Genomic DNA, 16,691 nt, shown 5'->3' with positions numbered 1-16,691 from the left:
GTCTTCCTCGGCTAGATTAAATCGGTGGGGAGAACGTTGGCGACGATGGTTTCCACGATCAGACCGGAATACACTCCCCCGAGAATGAGAAGCAGCGCGGTCAGGGCAAGCGGAGCCGTGCGGGCCCAGTGCTCACCCGTGGGCGTCTTGTCTTCGGAACTTTCGAAAAACGCGGTTTCGAAAATGCGGAAGAAGATGACCACGTTGACCAGACTGGATACGAGCAGGCCGGCCATGAAACCGAATTCGCCCGCCTCCAGCGCTCCGGACAGAAGGCGCCATTTGCTGAAGAACCCGAACAGCGGGGGAACGCCGATCATGGACATTCCCGCCAACACGAAGCTGGCCATGGTGAACGGCATGGACTTGAACATGCCCTTCATGCTCGAAAGGCCGCTTTCGGCGCGGTGGCGCAGGATGCTGCCCAGCGCGACGAACAGGGTCAGGGTCATCAGCGCGTCGGCAAAGATATGCAGGATGGTTCCGGTCATGGCTTCGCGGTTGCCTATGAACAGGCCGCCGACCATGTACCCCACCTCGGCCACGAGAATGTAGCAGAGCGTCCTGCGCAGATCCTTCTGGCGGTAGGCCATTATGGAGCCGAAGAAGATGGCGGCGGTCGCCAGCACAAGGCCGACCTCGGGCAGCATGTTCGTATCCAGCAGGTTGCCGGGGAACAGGCTGAGCACGAGCCGCAGCATCACGTACACCATGACCTTGGTGGTCATGGGCGCCAGGAAGGATGCCGATACGAACGAGGAGTTGGAATAGGCACCCGGCAGCCAGCCGTGGAAGGGGAACAGAGCCATCTTGACCCAGAGCCCCAGCATCATCACGGCCACCGCCGCCTGCAGGGAGGTCGAGACCTGCGCGATCTCCAGCAGACCGGAAAGGTCGGCCAGGTTCAGCGAGCCGGTCATGATATAGAGATAGCCGACTCCCAGCAGATAGAAGGAAGCGCCCACCGAGCCGATGCACAGGTAGCTCAGACTGGACAGGGGCGAGCGGTCGCCGCTGAAACCGAGCAGTGCGTAACCGCTCAGGGCGGCCACTTCGATGAGCACGTAGAGGTTGAACAGGTCGCCGGTGGCCACGATGCCCATGTGGCCCGCCACCACCAGCAGAATGAGCGCCACGAACGCGGCGGTCTTTTCCTTAAAGTGATCGACGATCTCGTCGTGGTAGACCACGTAGGTGATCAGCGAGGATGCGGCGATGAGCACCAGCATGGCCGCGCTCAGGGCATCCACCACGAAGACGATTCCCCACGGCGGCGCCCAGCCGCCCATGGAATAGCTGAGCGTACCGTCAGTCACGACCTTGGCAAGCACGCGCAGCGTGAAGAACACCGAACCGGCAAGTCCGATGACGCCGATGGAGTAGCTGAATTTCGGCCGGATCCACCCAGCCACCAGGGCAAGGAAGGCGCCGAACAACAGCGGAAGTATGGTGAGAACTACATCATGCATAGGTATTCGATCTCTTTATTTGATCCGCGATTTCATCTTCTTCCAGCGTGCCGTACTTGCCGTGAATCCGAAGAACCAGAGCAAGGGCCACACCCAGGGTAGCCACCGAAACCACGATGGCGGTGAGCATGAGCACGTGCGGCAGCGGGTTGATGTAGTCCGCCGGATTGACCGCGTGCTTGGAAGCGGCGCGGAGAATGGGAATGGTCGCGCCCTCCTTGGACCCGATGGCCACGAAGAAGAGCATGATCGAAGTCTGGAAGATGCTCAGGCCGATCAGCTTCTTGATGAGGTTGCGCTTGGCAATCATCGCGTAGAGGCCGACCATCATGATGACGACATAGCCCCAGTAGTTGAAGTGGGCCTGCACCTGTGTGAGAAAAGCATCCATTGCTTACAAACCCTCCATGACGGTGCCGCGTGAAGACAGCAGCTTGAAGATGATTGCCAGAGCCGCGGTGACGGTCATGCCGACGCCGGTCTCCACGAGCAGAATGCCGTTGGAGTGGCCGCTGGCCAGAGTCTCGCCCATGAAGCCCTGCAGTCCGCCGTAGTCGAGGAAGTTGGCTCCGGAAGCCAGACAGAACAGTCCGACCCCGCTGAAGACCAGAACCCCGGCCGCGGAAAGCAGATGCGTGGTGCGCTCCGAGAGCTTGCGGACCATGGTGCGCAGGTCGGTGGAGATCGCCAGCAGCACATAGCTCGCCGAGAAGATCACACCGCCCTGAAAGCCGCCGCCCGGGCTGTAGTGGCCGTGGGCCAGAACATACAGGCCGAAGAGCTGGATGAACGGGATGACGAAGCGGCTCACGGTGGAGATAACCACGTCCTGCGGCGTCCAGTCCGAGTCGATGCGTTCGAAGCTGTAATCTTCGTCATCGATGACGCACATGCTCTTCTTGCGGACCACAATTCCGGTGGCCTTGTGCCGGTACATGTACAGATCGGGGATACAGACCTCGCGCGGGACGCGGATGATCAGGAAACACGACAGTGCCGCCAGAAAGACGACCACGGTTTCCAGCATGGTGTCGAATCCACGATAGTCGCCGAGCACCGCGGTGACGATGTTGGGCGTCGCGGTCTGCTCGTATGCCTGTTCGAGGAAGTAGCTGGACAGGTGCAGACTCGCCGGGGACATGTCGTCGCCCCAGGACGGGAAGTCTGCCATGGACAGGATCATCAGCCCGCCGGCCAGCAAAACCGATATGAGTGCTGCCTTTTTCAATCTTTCGTCCTCCTGGTCGTGCGGTAGATGGCGGCGAAGACAAGGACACTGCTTATGCCCGCCCCGATCGCCGCTTCCGTGAAGGCCACGTCCACCGCGCCCATGACAAGCCACATGACGCACATCATGAAGCTGTAGATGCCGAACAGTATGGCGGCTCCGAGAAGGTCCTTGATGCTGATGGCCGCGATGGCGCAGGCTATCATCAGGATCAGGGCGACCACCTTGATTTCAAGAATCATGAATGCCTCCCCTTCTTTTCAGGTTGCATCCAGGGTTCGATGCCTGCGCGAACGCCTGCATCAACCATGGCGTGCGTGGCCGTGGGGCTGGTGATCAGCACAAAGAACCACAACAGGCCGATCTTGAGCTGTGCCAGCAGCCCGACGGAGGGCGAGTAGTAGCCGCCGTAGAGGATGATGCCCAGAAGAAGGGTAAGACTTCCGAGCGTATCGAGCTTACCGGCCATGTGCAGCCGAGTGTAGACGTCGGGCATTCTGAGAATACCCAGAGTCCCGGCACCGAACATCAGCATACCGATGCAGCAAAGGAATATTATTGCGATTTCCAGCATATCTTTATCTCCAAATCCGGATCAGGAGCGACCGCGGCCTTTCTTGTGCAGATACCTGCTTGCGGCCAGCACGGTGATAAAGTTGAGCATCGCGTAGCAAAGGGCGATGTCTATGAACATGTCGAGACGTTCAAAGATCAGCCCCACCACGACGATGAGCACAACCGTTTTGGCACCGATGGTGTTCATGCCCATAAGCCGGTCGAGGGTGGTGGGTCCCACCGCTGCCCGGTACAGGGAAAAGGCCATGATGCTTGCCAGAAACAGTCCGATTACGAGGCCAAGATGTTCCATTAGTCCACCTCGAATATGTCTTTGATCTTGCGCTCCATCTCGCCGGGCATGCCCTCGGCGGAAGCGTCGTCGATCGAGTGTACTGCCACGTAGCCACGCTCATCGATCATCACGGTGATGGTACCGGGAGTGAGCGTGATCGAGTTGGCCAGCATGGTCAGCGCCAGCTTGGACCGCAGCCGCGTCTTGAAAGTGACGATGCGCGGATTGATGACTTTCTTGGGATTCGGGTGGAACGCCAGACGCAACATGCGCACGTTGGCGACAACAATCTGCCAGATGAGCCACGGCGCATACGCCGTGACGCGGACCGCGGAACGCAACAGGGCGCTCATGGGCCAGACTTCACCCTCGGCAGGGAACATGTCCATCGAGAGCCACGTCACCAGCGCACAGCAGAAAACGCCGAGCGACAGATGGAAGGCGTCGTACATTCCCGACAGCAATGCCCACATTGCCATGAGGGCCAGAAAACGAAAGCCCAGACCGATGATTCGGGACTTGAGCCCGGGCTTTTTGGGTCGGACACTGTCCGGCCGCTTCGTGACGGTGATGCCCTGTTCATACAAAGACATTTGATACTCCGATCATAACAGCTCGTGAGACTATTGAGTTGATGGTGGCCATGAATCCGGGACCGCAGCTGCGCGCACGGACTCTCCGTGGCTCGCCATACGTCAGTTCCCGGCTCCAGCCGCTGGTTCGCCCGGCACGATGGGTCTGTGCCAGGGCGTATTCGAATCAGGCGAGAGGCGGGTCTTTTATAAAGAGAACGTGCCCTTCCGAGCAGACGGAGAAGCGTCTGGACAGGGATTCGACACGGTCGCAGGCGCACAGGCGATCCTTCCAGAGCCGTCCCGCGGCAAACGGCGGGAAACGCAAACGGCTTCGGGAGATCAGCACCGAACCGCAGCGGACGTCGCCGGGCACTGGGCCGGAAACGGATGCTGCTTCAGTATTGTATGTATTCGGGTGCGCCATTTTTTTTGCTATTTCGTCCACTTAGCGTACATTTAGCGCATCAGTCTTCCGTTCGGCCCTTATGCGGAAGTGGGGACCGGAGGAAACAACGGAACGGGCTCTGCGTAAATGCGAATGAACTATTCCTCAATTTCATTTCAAAATCAACGGCCCTCGCTTAGATTCTCCGACGCCTTATGCGGATTGGCTGGAGACCTCGCGGTGGCAACCGTTGTGACGCCGGATCGGGACGGCGTTCACGCCCCTTGACCGCGTCGAAATATCTCCCGGAGTGTTCCCGCGACAGGGCGACCGGCCAGGCCGGTCGCCCCGATTCTATCTGTCGCGAATGACGGAACTTATTCCGTCGAATGACCGGTCACACAAAGGCGCCGATCCATTCTCCATTGCCTGCTAATCGTTCTCCGGGGTGAACGGTTCAATGGAGAGCGAGGGGCACAGGCCCTGCTTTTCGCCCTGCGTGAACGGCATGAGGATGCTGTACGACACGCGGCGGTTGTTCTGGGCATGGCCGCTGGTCTCGGGAGTTCCGTCGTAGAACGCGCCGTTGAGTTCAAGGATGTGTTCCACGCGGTGCGCAAAGCCTTCCACGAACTTGGAGCCGATGCCTTCGAAGGTCATGTTGCCGAGGCTGAACTGGCCCTTGAGCTTGGCGAAGTCGGCCAGCGCCATGGAGTTGGTCTCCAGGTCCTGCGTGCAGGTGATGAAGCCCCAGACCAGATGATCTTCGGGTATTTCGAGAGGCTCTGCTGCGTCGATGATGGTGTGCGGCATGACGATGCAGCCGTTGCCCACCTTGACCGGCGCCTCTTCGAGGCCGCGCAGGAAGCAGTTGAAGCCCACGAAGGTATTGGTACCCATGCGGCAGTTGATGACCTTACCGCCGTGGGCGGTCACGTTGTTGCCTTCGTAATGGGAGTTGATGATGTAGCAGTTTTCCTGTGCGTTGGCGCCCTTGCCGAGGTGCGAGTCCTCGACCCAGCTACGCTGTGCCACCAGCACGTTTTCCGCCACGGTCACGTCGCCGCGAACCAGCGCGTACGGGGAGACCTTGGAGGACTCGGGGATGTCGATTTCATGCTCGAAGCTCACGGTGGCGTACATGGGAATGAAGTCTTCCTTACGCTCTTCGAGGAACTTCATGAACTCGCCGGAGGGTCGTCCGCTCTCATCCATGGAGATGTACTTGTCGAGCACGCCTTCGGGATACTGGTAATCCCATTCGAAAGCGCCTTCGGCCTTGATCCAGATACGGCCCGGCTCAATGCGCTTGTGCAGCAGCTCGCCCGCCTGCACGTAAGAGAACTCGCCAATGGCGCAGTCGTGAGCCACGGAGAGGTCGATGGTGGAAAACGGGGCGAGGAAGGTTCCGTTGAGGGAGGAACCGTGAATGTTCGCGTAGTGCAGGGCCACGGTGTTGTGGACCTTGAAGAGTTCGGGGTTCTGCGGATCCTTGGAGTGGCAGTGCACCAGCGTCTTCATCAGGAAGCTGTCGCGGATGTGGAATTTTTCATCATCGCGCAGGGGGATCTTGATGCCGGACATTTCGACGACATCACCCTTGGACTTCAGTTCGTCCCCGCGGATGTCGCTCTTGTAGAGCACCGAGTCGAGTACCTCGCACTTGCCGAGGAAATAGGTTCCGGCCAGACTGGAGCCTTTGAACTTGAACAGGTTGGTCCGTTCGGAGTCCAGAGAGTAGAATGCATAGTACTGAGCGTGGGATTTGCTCGGGATAAGTCCGCGGACGTAAGGAGATACGTCCAAAAGCGGGTTCCTCAGGTTGACGTTCACGCGTCTGATGATGCGATCAATGAGTCGTTCAAGATGAATCATGATTCCGTCCTTGGTGGGGCGGTTGCACGTTGTTGAGGACGGCCCCGGCACATCCGGGACCGTCCGTCGCTTATAACGACTTGGTTACTGTACGTAAATGGGCATTCCCATGATCGGCCAGATAACTACCACGGCGATGGCGACCACCACCATGAGCAGGATACTCGCCGGGATTCCGTATCCGAAGAACTCACCGGTGGTGAACTGTCCGGAATCGTACGCAATCGCGTTGGGAGCCGAACCGACCAGCAACAGGAAGGGCATACCTGCAACCACCAGAGAGGAGTACAGGATAACTTCCGGGGCCACGCCGAGGTAGGGCGCGATGACCAGAGCGACCGGCAGCGAGATGGCGATTGCCGCGACGTTCATGATGAAGTTGGTCATCATCATGACGAAGAAGGCGATGCCCATGATGAACAGGAATCCGGGCGCTTCCTCGAACATGCCCAGCCAGTTGACCGCCAGCCACTTGGCCGCGCCGGTCTCCCAAAGGCAGAAGCCGATGGACATGGCACCTGCAAAGAGCAGGATGATGTTCCAGGGGATCTCTTCCAGATCCTTGAGATCAAGAATCTTGAAGACGTAGAAGGCGATGGAGGAGCACAGGATGAGCGCTGTCTTGTCGATGGCGCCGAGCGCGGGCACAAAGGAACGCAGGGACATGAGCATGATCACGCCGCCGACGATGACGGCCGCCATGATTTCCTGACGGGTCAGACCGCCGAGGCGGCTGTTGAGCTCGCTGGCCTTTTCGCGCAGACCCGGAATGCGGTCCTTTTCCGGCTTCATGAAGACCATGAAGAATCCCCAGAGCAGGAATACCATGATCCAGCCGATGGGCGCCATGTAGTAGCTGAGCTCGAAGAAGGACACGTCCTTGTTCACGATTTCGGTATAGAAACCGAGCGCCACCGCGCCTCGGGCCGCGCCGAGCAGGGTCACGATGGAGCCTGCGCCGGCCACGAAGGCCATACCCATGAACAGTCCCTTACCGAACTTGGTGGGCTTGTCGCCTTCGCCGTAAAGGCCGTAAATGGCGATGAGCAGCGGATAGATGGTCGCCGCCACCGCGGTGTGCGCCATAATGTGCGTCAGCGCGGCGGTGACGATGAATACGCCGAGATATATTCGGCTGGTCTTCTCCCCCACCACCATGAGCATCTTGTAGGCCAGACGCTTGGTCAGCCCGGTCTTGGTGAAGACGAGGCCGATCATGATGGAGGCGAAGATGAAGAGGACCGAGGGGTCCATGAAGTCCTTGAACGCCGTCTTGGCGTCACGCACGTGGAACATGGCCTGAAGCACGCCGATGGCCAGCGAGGTTACGCCGATGGGCACCACCTCGAAAACCCACCAGGTGCCGGCGAGCAGGAAGATGGCGATAGCGCCCTTGCCTTCGCGGGAGAGGACGAAGTGCTCGCCCATGGGGTCAATCGCGTCGGGCCACGGAGGGGCGAAATAGACAAGGGTGAACAGGCTGACCCCCAGCAGCATGAACACCAGTCTCTTCCAGTCGAATGCGGGCTTTTCAGCTTTTGCCGCGTCCATAGTCAATCTCCTTGAGTATCGATGAAAAGCTTTTGAAAAGACCTTAGAGCTTGCAGGTCTTCATCACTTCACGAATGTGGTCGAATACGTCGCCAAGGCGCAGCACGCCGACAATCCTTTTGCCGTCCATGACCATCAGCGGCTGATGCACGCCCATCACGAACATGTGCAGGGCCAGGTCGATCTCTTCCTCGGCCTGAATGTACTCGGCCTCGCTCGGCGGATGCATCACCTGCGCCACCTTGAGTGCCGCGCCCTTCTGACACAGGTCGTGCAGCGGCTCGGACCAGAGATCATACTCCCTGTAGATCTTCTTGACGTAGGAGCCGGTGAGCGCCTTGTTGTGACCGTTGTCGTCGAGCTTGGCATAGGAAGGCTCCATGGCCATGATGACGTCATGCACCGTGACCTTGCCTATCAGATCTCCGTCGTCGTTCACGACAAGCACGTCCCTGTGAGGACGTTCCATCCCCTCGGGAAGTTCGCCTTCAAGACGCTCGAACATTTCCTGCAACGTCTCTCCGCCCTTTGCTGTGTTGTATTCGGCAAGAGGCACCATCAGATCTTTGACTTTAACCGGGTTCACACTCATCCCCCTTGGTGTATGCGCAGTCCCGACTTAGGCGCCATGCCTAAGCCGCCGGGCCGCGAGAAGTTTCTTCATGAGCGCATCGATGTCCACGGGCATGGTTATCTCGTCGAACGCACCCAGTTTCATGGCCTCGATGGAGAGTGCCACGTCCTTGATGCGACTGAGCAGGATCACCCTCGCCTGCGGCTGATGCCGTGCCACGTCCTCGATGATCTTCAGGCTTTCACGCCCGAACTCAGCGAGATCCACCAGCACTGCGTCCGCATCCATCTCCGCAGCCTGCCTCCCGACGCCCTCGGCGCCCCCGGCAGAAGCCACGACACACCCTCGCGACTCAAGTCGCTGGGCAAGATTTCCGCGGAACCCCTCGTCGGTCTCCACGACGAGAACATTGACATCACTCATATCTTCCTCAATTCACCATGTCACCGTCCCTCAGTGGGACGTCCACCACGCTTCCACAACGGAAGACGCAACGGCGCTCTTACAGCAATCATGGTGCCACACAAAAAAACCGCCGTATCCACGGCGGCTTAGAAAAAAACGCATTATTCTGAGGAGGCTTATGAAACCACTATGAACCAGACTGAAACATATTGAGAAATAATGAACAAGACAAAATGAAACAAAATGAATCAGTCATTTGAATTTGGGAATAATGTCGATCCGCTTTCGAGGTCACCTTCCAGAAAACGTTGCAGCACTTTGTCCACCGGCCCGAGAACATTATCGAAAACCGCGACCTTCTTCCATGTGAGATACTGGTGATACTCTTCCTCAATAGCGGAACAGATCACCGCGTCCATGCCGTCCGCGATAATCAGCTGGCACAACTCGTCCGCAGAGGCCTCCGGAAGCACCACCACCTTTTCGTCCGCCCGGCTGGTTCCGTCCGGGCGGCGGACGATATTCACGATGCAGACTTCGGTGGCCAGATCAAACCGCGGTGCCACGTCGTTGTCGTAAAGGGGAATGAGCAACTTTTCAGCCATGTCCGCTCCTACTCGCTCAGTCCGTGCGTCTTCATCTTGCGCCACAGGGTGCTTCGGCCCCAACCGAGAATTTCGGCGGCCCGGCCCTTTCTCCCGCCTGCGCGGAAAAGGGCGTCCATAATCATTCTTTTTTCCAGCCCTTCCCACGTGGAGGGAGTGTCTCCTGCGGGAAGTCCTGAGGCTTCACGCTCGGCCTCGGCCGGACTGGCAATCGCGGTCTCCGCCTCTACGTCAGCCAGATACTCCGGCAGATGGCTGAGACGAATCTCGTGTTCACGGCAGAAGTTGACCGCATATTCAATGATATTACGCAACTCGCGCACGTTGCCGGGGAAGCGGTACAGGGCTAGCCTGCGTTTGGCACGGTCTGAAAAGCCTTTGATGTCCTTGTGGAACCGCTCGTTGAACGTGGACAGGAAGTGATTGACCAGCAGGCCGATGTCCTCCCCGCGTTCGCGAAGCGGCGGCAGATGGAAGCGGACCACGTTCAGGCGGAACAGCAGATCCTCCCGAAACCGCTTTTCCTTCACCATTTCACGCAGATTTCGGTGAGTGGCACAGATCACGCGCACATCGGCATGAAAGCCCGAGGTGCTGCCCAGCGGATAGATGACCTTGTCGTCGAGGAAAGACAACAGCTTGACCTGAAGCGGGATGGGCAGGTCGCCTATCTCCGTCAGGAACAGGGTGCCGCCGTGCGCCATGCGGAACCGCCCGGGTTTGTCCTCCACCGCACCGGTGAACGCGCCCTTGGTGTGTCCGAAAAGCTCGGACTCCAGCAACGTCTCCGGGAGTGCGCCGCAGTTGACCTTCACGAACGGCCCGTTGGCGCGGTCGGAATTCTGATGGATGACTTCGGCCAGCACGTCCTTGCCGGTACCGGTCTCCCCGGTGATGAGCACCGAGGAATCCGTCCGGGCAATGCCGGGAAGCATCTGAAAAATCTTTTCCATCTCCGGCGAGTTGCCCACAAGGCCACCGAGGCTGTAAGCGCGTGATGCCTGACTGCTCAGCTCCGTGATCTGACGCATGTCCTGCACGGTTTCCAGATACCCCGAAGGGTTGCCTTCGGCATCATGGATAGGGGCCACCGTCAGCCGGATGGGGATGCGTTGGCGATCGATGTTGATGATGTCCGTCTCGCGGGTCACCGGCTCAAATTCGCGGATGCCCTTGAGCACGCGGCACCCCTGCAGGCAGAACCGGCAGCGAAGTGCGTGCAGGCACGGCAGTCCGCGCACGTCTTCGGTTCCGAATCCGACCAGCGTTTTGTAGGCCCGGTTGACGAGCAGGACACGCCCGTTGCCGTCCAGCACGGCCAGGCCGACGGGCACCTCGTCCAGAAACGGGGCGAGGTTGAGCTGTTCGAACGTCAGTCCGGTAATGGTTCCCAATGATTCCAAATGCGTATCGCTCCGGGGTCGCAAGGTTTCCTGTTGGTACCACGGAGCCGGGCAGGACAACAAGGCCGGAAGCCATCGTTTCCCGCGCTTTTCGCAATCGCCGCCGGATCGTAACGACGAAACGGCCGTCGAAATGTACGTTGCATCTCGGAAAGGCGTTGGAAAGAACCTCGCTCTCCCAAGGGGAGGGTCGGATCCGGCCCCGGCCCTTCCCGCCTCTCCTCAGCGAAAAGCCCCCGCCGCAACACGCGACGGGGGCTTTCGAATTTTCACTATAATGCAGAGACCTAGGCGGTTTTTTCCTTGATCTTGCCTGCGAGGGTACGTCCCAGTTCCACGCAATCCTTGAGGGTGTCGTGGGTGGGGATGTGTTTGACCTTGATGTTGGGTTCGACGATTTCACAACCCACGTCCTCAAGCCACTTGTTGAGGATCTTGACGCATTCGCCGGACCAGCCGAAGGAGCCGACTGCAGCTCCCAGCTTGTTCTGGGGACGCAGACCCTTCATGTAGGTCAGCATGTCGGCCATCAGGGGCAGGATGCCGTTGTTGTGCGTGGGGGACCCAACCACCACCGCGGCAGCCTCGAAGATTTCGCTCATGACCGTGGAGTGGTGGTTGTTCTTCATGCTCATGACCTTCACGGAGATGCCTTCATCGGCAAGACCGGAGGCGACGGCGAGCATCATCTTCTCGGTGGATTCCCACATGGTGTCGTACACCAGCACGGCCTTGTTCTTCGGCTTCTGTTCGGCGAACTTCTGGTACTGTTCCAGCACCCACGCGCAGTCGTCGCCGCGGAAGATCAGGCCGTGGTCCGGGCAGAGCATATCGATGTCCAGATTCATTTCGCCCAGCGCCTTGAGGGTCTTGAGGACCACCGGGGAATACGGCAGCACGATGTTGGCGTAGTATTCCTTCATGGCCTTGAGCACTTCGTGGCGATCGTACTCATCCACAAACCGTTCGCTGGAGGCGATGTTCTGGCCGAAAGCGTCGTTGGTGAAGGCCAGCTTGGCTTCCGGGCAGTAGGTCAGCATGCTGTCGGGCCAGTGCAGCATACGGGTTTCCACAAACTGCAGGGTCTTCTCGCCGAGGGAAATCTCGGAGCCGGTGGGGACCACTTCGACAGGCCAGTCCTCGTAATGGAAGTGGGCCTTCATGGCCTTCTCGCCCATCGGAGAGGTGTAGATCTTTTCCGGCTGATACTTCTCGACCGCCTCCGCGAGGCAGCCCGCATGGTCCGGCTCAAGGTGGTTGATGACAAAGTAGTCGATCTTGCGGTCACCCAGAACGTGGGCGATATTGCACTTCATCTGGCTGAAGAAGTGACGGTCCACGGTATCGACGAGGGCGACCTTCTCGTCCATGACGAGGTAGTTATTGTACGTGGTGCCGCGCGGGGAAAGGGAGTAACCGTGGAAGTTCCGACGGTTCCAGTCAACGCAGCCGATCCACCAGACATCTTTTTTTATTTCAACGGGCTTCATGGATATTCTCCGAAGCTTGCTGGGCCGAGAAACGACTCGGCGGTTACAGAAAAAAGAACACGGTCCACCTCGGTAAGGCGGACCGCGTTTCCCTACCTGTCAGGCTGCACCGACGGCAGCCGGACCCGAAAGCTAGGCTTCGGGCGAAAAATTATCCTTGGGCGCACCGCAAATGGGGCAGACCCAATCCTCGGGAATGTCCGCAAAGCTGGTGCCGGGAGCGACATCGTTGTCGGGATCTCCCGCTTCGGGGTCGTACACATATCCGCAAATGTTGCAAACGTACTTTTCCATGTCGGAATTCTCCTTGTCTGACCCGTTATTGGCAGGTGCGGCGGTTGCTGTCAACTCTTCGCCTGACTCCACGGTGGGCAGCTCGCAGTCCGCCTTGGTGGAACCTTCACCCACAAGCGGGCGAAAACATTTCTTGGTGCCCCCGCAAATGGGGCATCTCCAGTCGTCCGGCAGGTCTTCGAACTTGGTTCCCTTGGGAATCTTGCCTTTGCGGTCCCCCTTGTCGGGGTTGTAGATGTAGCCGCAATTGACTGTCTGACATTGCCACATGTCTTCAGGGCGAGCCATGTTTACCTCCCGGATGAAAAAGCGGACGGACCAGCGCAGGGCCGACCCGTCCGTAATGGGAACTACTTGCTGGCCCAGAGGCCGTGAATGTTACAGTAAGCGCGGGCACCCTTGAGGTCGCCGGTGTTGCCGTGCAGGCAGAACTCGGCTTCCGGGGCATCGCCGGGCTTGAGCATCTTGGTGTAGCAGATATCGCCCACCATCAGCTCGATCCATTCGATGTAGTGTTTTTCTTCCATGGGGTGAGCGGTGCTTCCCACCTTGACCACGACCTTGTCGCCGTCGCGTTCCACCACGGGCACGTGCTTTTCCTGCGCCGCGTCCACGGTGTTTTCCTGCATCAGAACCATGTTCTCGCCGCAGCAGACCAGGTCACCGCCGCCTTCGTGCATGACAATGACGATGTTGCCGCAGGCTTCACATTTGTAGACTCCACCAAGCTGAGTAGCCATAAGTACGTTCCTCCGGTCTGTTTACCAGTTGTATTCGCGCATTTCGAAGTGGGCCTTGGGATGGGCGCAGGCCGGGCAGAGCTCGGGAGCGCTCTTGCCCTTGTGGTTGTAGCCACAGTTGCGACAGCGCCAGACGATTTCCTCGTCCTTCTCGAAGACCTTTCCTTCCTCGATATTCTTGATCAGCGCCTTGTAGCGCTCTTCGTGGTAGGTTTCGGCAACGGCGATATTCCGGAAGACGCAGGCGATCTCGCCGAAGCCTTCTTCGTCGGCCACGTTGGCGAATTCGGGATACATGGTCACGAACTCGTAGTGTTCACCGGCGGCGGATTCCTTCAGGTTTTCCAGAGTAGTGCTCATCACACCGGCGGGATAGGAAGCGGTGATTTCCACTTCGCCGCCTTCGAGGTACTTGAACAGGCGCTTGGCGTGTTCCTTTTCATGGGCAGCGGTTTCCTCGAAGATGTGCTGAATCTGCACATAGCCTTCCTTCTTGGCGATGGAGGCAAAATAGGTGTAGCGGTTGCGGGCCTGAGACTCGCCGGCAAAGGCCTTGAGCAGATTCTGTTCGGTCCTGGTTCCTTTGATGGATTTAGCCATTTGGTATTTCTCCTTACAACTTCTATACTTATGTGTTTCTAACTGGGACTGCAGTTATACCTGTAGCACAATTACCGAAAAAATGAACCCCGTCCCGAACGGCTTTTCCCTACTGACAGGCCGCCCTGCATTCGGGGCACACGCCCACGAACTCGACGTTGCAGTGGTGAACGGTAAAGCCCTGCTCCTCGCCCTCCGGAAGGACGGGGTCAGACACTTCGCACATGATATCCGCTATGCGCGAGCACACCTCGCACCGAATGTGCGGGTGCGGATCGGGGTTGCCATCGAAACGCTTCTGCTCGCCGGGGCCGCCGAGCTTGAGCACCATTCCCTGAGAGTTCAGAAACTCCAGGTTGCGGTAAACGGTTCCAAGGCTGATCCTCGGCAGAATCTTTCTGACCATGTCATAAACCTCATCCGCCGTGGGGTGCGACGTCACCTTCCTGAGCTCCTCAAGAATGACCCGCCGCTGTTTCGAAAGCCTAAAATTCATTTCCGTATGCATGCCATACCTCCGCGTTAACGATAATAATTCCTAACAAGTGCCCACGCCCGCGTCAACCCCTTTCAGAAAAAAGGGGTGGCTCCTTGTGAGCCACCCCTCAACGATTGACTTGGGACTCGTTACGCCTTGAACTTTTCCACGAGGCGCGAGAGTGTCTGGGACATTTCGTCAACCTCGCGAATTCCCTCGTTGGATTCCCTGATGCCCGTCAGGATCTCCTGCGAGAGTTCGTTGATGTGATTGACGCTGCCGTTGATCTGGTCGCTGGTGGCGGACTGCTCTTCGGCCGCTGCGGCAATGCCCTGGACCATGTTGGCCATGCTGCCTGCCTGCTTGACGATCTGGCTGAGCTTGTCGCCCGAGCTTGTCGCCATTTCCGAAGCCTTGACCACGCGGCCCTTGGTGCTGTCCATTTCGCGGACCGCATCGCTGGTGCTCTGCTGAATCAGGGAAATGGCGTCCTCCACTTCCTTGGTCGCGCTCATGGTCTTTTCCGCCAGTTTGCGAACCTCGTCCGCAACCACCGCGAATCCGCGACCGGCCTCACCGGCGCGGGCGGCCTCAATGGCTGCATTAAGCGCGAGCAGGTTGGTCTGGTCCGCAATGTCGTTGATCACGCCCATGACCTTGCCGATGTTCTCGGCCCTGTCGGACAGGTCGGACAACGACTCGGCGAGGCTGTCCGTGATGCGTGCAACGTAATTGATTTCCTCCACCGTGGTGGCGACCACTTGGCCGCCCTCCTCGGCCACCTTGTTGGACTCGTCCGAGGCCTGCGAGGCTTCCGAGGCGTTTCTGGCGACCTCCAGCACGGTGGCGTTCATCTGCTCCATGGCGGTAGCCACCTGACCGGTCTGGTCCGCGGTGGTGTCCACGCCACGGGACAGATTCTCCATCTGCTGCGACAGTTCGGTGCTGGAAGCGGACAGCCGCGAGGCGACCTCGGTCACCTCGTTGGCGACCTCCATGAGGTTCTGTCGCTGCTTCTCGATATTCTTCTTGTCCTCTTCCTCGCGGGTGAGGTCGATGAGCACGCCGATGGCTCCGACCACTTCGCCCTTGGCGTCCTTGAGCGGTGAGCATTCGAAATGCACGGGAACTTTTTCGCCGTTATCCCGCACAAAGACGAAGTTACCCGAAAGCGCCACCCCGGCACCGATGACATGGGCCGCGTCACAGGTCTCGTCGCCTTCGGCACATTCGAATATCTGGGATACGGTCCTGCCGACGATCTGGTCCTTGTCTTTGCCGAGCACCTCGCACATGGGCGGGTTGGCGAACTGGAAGCGTTCCTTGGCGTCGGTGACGAACAGCGGCACGATGATGCCGTCGAGGATGCTCTTGTTGTACTGAAGCTGATCCTTGATCTGCCGGACCATTTCCGAGAGGTAGCTGCTCAGGTTGCCGAGCTCGTCCGATCCCTTGACCGAGAACTCCGCGTCGAGATTGCCCTTGCTCACTTCCTCGGTGGCGTCCGCGATGAGCTTTATGCGGTTGACCACGTTGCGGCGCATGAACACGATCAGCGCGGCAAGCAGCGCCAGCACGCCCAGGATGGATATCCCGGCGGATTTGATCTGGGTGCTCTTGAGGCTGTTGAACTGCGGCGTCACATCCTGCACGAGCACCATGGCGCCGAGGATGTCCCGCGACGCGCCGTGGCAGTGTTGGCAGCTCTTTTCATTGGGGATGGTGGCGACGCTGGTGAAAAAGAGTCCGTCGCCGTCCTCGACCAGCTCGCCCTTCTTGATGGGTTGCTCAAGGCTTTCGATGATCAGGTCCGTGGCCTTTTTGATCGAAAAGACCTCGAAGACTTCCCTGCGGACGGTCTCCTTCTCGGTGGAGTAGGTGATCTCGCCCTTGTAGTCGACCATGTGCGCGGTGATGTCATCGTACCGCTCGGCCACTTCGTCGAACTTGCTGATGGTGCCCTCGTTGTCGCCCACGGCCATGGGCTCCTCGATGGACATGTAGAGCATGTCGGAGTTCCGGTCGGCGGCGCCATGGATCTCCTCCAGCATGGTTTCGTAGTTGGCGTAGGAATTCCAGATGAACAGGCCGGTAAAGGCCACTATGGTCAGCAACGACGTCAGCAGCAGAACCTTGACGCCGAGCGATTTCCGAATGAACTGCATGCAG

The 16,691-nt window shown here is 58.7% G+C and carries 20 protein-coding genes and 1 pseudogene; all 21 read right to left on the bottom strand.

Annotation, left to right across the window (positions count from 1 at the left end):
• Positions 1 to 11: 11 nt before the first annotated feature.
• Positions 12 to 1,469: a complex I subunit 5 family protein gene (locus B149_RS0107370; RefSeq protein ID WP_018124545.1), complete on the bottom strand. Its 1,458-nt coding sequence runs from the start codon at positions 1,467 to 1,469 to the stop codon at positions 12 to 14.
• Positions 1,462 to 1,860 carry a cation:proton antiporter subunit C gene (locus B149_RS0107365; RefSeq protein WP_018124544.1) on the bottom strand — a complete coding sequence of 133 codons (399 nt, stop codon included), beginning with the start codon at positions 1,858 to 1,860 and terminating at the stop codon, positions 1,462 to 1,464. Before B149_RS0107365 ends, B149_RS0107370 begins: the two co-directional genes overlap by 8 nt.
• A gap of 3 nt (positions 1,861 to 1,863) precedes the next feature.
• A complete protein-coding gene (gene mbhE / locus B149_RS0107360) occupies positions 1,864 to 2,697 on the bottom strand; it encodes a hydrogen gas-evolving membrane-bound hydrogenase subunit E (RefSeq protein WP_018124543.1) in 834 nt (277 codons plus the stop codon).
• Entirely contained in the window at positions 2,694 to 2,939 is a 246-nt protein-coding gene (locus tag B149_RS0107355) for a hydrogenase subunit MbhD domain-containing protein (protein ID WP_018124542.1), read from the bottom strand. The genes mbhE and B149_RS0107355 overlap by 4 nt, the downstream gene beginning before the upstream one ends.
• Positions 2,936 to 3,271 carry a cation:proton antiporter gene (locus B149_RS0107350; RefSeq protein WP_018124541.1) on the bottom strand — a complete coding sequence of 112 codons (336 nt, stop codon included), beginning with the start codon at positions 3,269 to 3,271 and terminating at the stop codon, positions 2,936 to 2,938. Before B149_RS0107350 ends, B149_RS0107355 begins: the two co-directional genes overlap by 4 nt.
• Before the next feature lie 21 nt (positions 3,272 to 3,292).
• On the bottom strand, positions 3,293 to 3,565 hold the full coding sequence (locus B149_RS0107345; protein WP_018124540.1) for an MrpF/PhaF family protein: 273 nt from the start codon (positions 3,563 to 3,565) through the stop codon (positions 3,293 to 3,295).
• A complete protein-coding gene (locus tag B149_RS0107340) occupies positions 3,565 to 4,140 on the bottom strand; it encodes a Na+/H+ antiporter subunit E (protein ID WP_018124539.1) in 576 nt (191 codons plus the stop codon). Before B149_RS0107340 ends, B149_RS0107345 begins: the two co-directional genes overlap by 1 nt.
• A 166-nt stretch (positions 4,141 to 4,306) precedes the next feature.
• Entirely contained in the window at positions 4,307 to 4,546 is a 240-nt protein-coding gene (locus B149_RS0107335; RefSeq protein WP_156816771.1) for a hypothetical protein, read from the bottom strand.
• A gap of 393 nt (positions 4,547 to 4,939) precedes the next feature.
• The gene (locus tag B149_RS0107330; protein ID WP_018124537.1) at positions 4,940 to 6,382 is read right to left on the bottom strand and encodes a hypothetical protein; all 1,443 of its coding nucleotides are present in this window, start codon (positions 6,380 to 6,382) and stop codon (positions 4,940 to 4,942) included.
• 84 nt (positions 6,383 to 6,466) lie between these two features.
• Entirely contained in the window at positions 6,467 to 7,933 is a 1,467-nt protein-coding gene (locus tag B149_RS0107325) for an SLC13 family permease (RefSeq protein WP_018124536.1), read from the bottom strand.
• Positions 7,934 to 7,976: 43 nt separating this feature from the next.
• The gene (locus B149_RS0107320; protein ID WP_018124535.1) at positions 7,977 to 8,519 is read right to left on the bottom strand and encodes a CBS domain-containing protein; all 543 of its coding nucleotides are present in this window, start codon (positions 8,517 to 8,519) and stop codon (positions 7,977 to 7,979) included.
• Positions 8,520 to 8,552: 33 nt separating this feature from the next.
• Positions 8,553 to 8,930, bottom strand: coding sequence for a response regulator (locus tag B149_RS0107315; protein WP_018124534.1), 378 nt, complete (start codon positions 8,928 to 8,930; stop codon positions 8,553 to 8,555).
• A gap of 230 nt (positions 8,931 to 9,160) precedes the next feature.
• Positions 9,161 to 9,517: a NifB/NifX family molybdenum-iron cluster-binding protein gene (locus B149_RS0107310; RefSeq protein ID WP_018124533.1), complete on the bottom strand. Its 357-nt coding sequence runs from the start codon at positions 9,515 to 9,517 to the stop codon at positions 9,161 to 9,163.
• 8 nt (positions 9,518 to 9,525) lie between these two features.
• The gene (locus B149_RS0107305; protein ID WP_018124532.1) at positions 9,526 to 10,920 is read right to left on the bottom strand and encodes a sigma-54 interaction domain-containing protein; all 1,395 of its coding nucleotides are present in this window, start codon (positions 10,918 to 10,920) and stop codon (positions 9,526 to 9,528) included.
• Positions 10,921 to 11,207: 287 nt separating this feature from the next.
• Positions 11,208 to 12,410: an FprA family A-type flavoprotein gene (locus B149_RS0107300; RefSeq protein WP_018124531.1), complete on the bottom strand. Its 1,203-nt coding sequence runs from the start codon at positions 12,408 to 12,410 to the stop codon at positions 11,208 to 11,210.
• Positions 12,411 to 12,542: 132 nt separating this feature from the next.
• Complete coding sequence (rd, locus tag B149_RS18850; protein ID WP_245533204.1) at positions 12,543 to 12,704, bottom strand: rubredoxin; 162 nt, start codon at positions 12,702 to 12,704, stop codon at positions 12,543 to 12,545.
• Positions 12,705 to 12,776: 72 nt separating this feature from the next.
• Positions 12,777 to 12,992 (bottom strand): annotated as a pseudogene (locus tag B149_RS18950) (rubredoxin); the annotation flags it as partial.
• Between the two features lie 62 nt (positions 12,993 to 13,054).
• The gene (locus B149_RS0107290) at positions 13,055 to 13,444 is read right to left on the bottom strand and encodes a desulfoferrodoxin (RefSeq protein ID WP_018124529.1); all 390 of its coding nucleotides are present in this window, start codon (positions 13,442 to 13,444) and stop codon (positions 13,055 to 13,057) included.
• Positions 13,445 to 13,465: 21 nt separating this feature from the next.
• Complete coding sequence (gene rbr, locus B149_RS0107285; protein ID WP_018124528.1) at positions 13,466 to 14,044, bottom strand: rubrerythrin; 579 nt, start codon at positions 14,042 to 14,044, stop codon at positions 13,466 to 13,468.
• Between the two features lie 109 nt (positions 14,045 to 14,153).
• A complete protein-coding gene (locus tag B149_RS0107280; protein WP_018124527.1) occupies positions 14,154 to 14,552 on the bottom strand; it encodes a Fur family transcriptional regulator in 399 nt (132 codons plus the stop codon).
• 119 nt (positions 14,553 to 14,671) lie between these two features.
• A complete protein-coding gene (locus tag B149_RS0107275) occupies positions 14,672 to 16,687 on the bottom strand; it encodes a methyl-accepting chemotaxis protein (RefSeq protein WP_018124526.1) in 2,016 nt (671 codons plus the stop codon).
• Positions 16,688 to 16,691: the final 4 nt, after the last annotated feature.

The sequence above is a fragment of the Desulfovibrio oxyclinae DSM 11498 genome (assembly GCF_000375485.1).
GTDB classification, from domain to species: domain Bacteria; phylum Desulfobacterota; class Desulfovibrionia; order Desulfovibrionales; family Desulfovibrionaceae; genus Pseudodesulfovibrio; species Pseudodesulfovibrio oxyclinae.
This window is presented reverse-complemented; position numbering and strand designations above follow the sequence as displayed.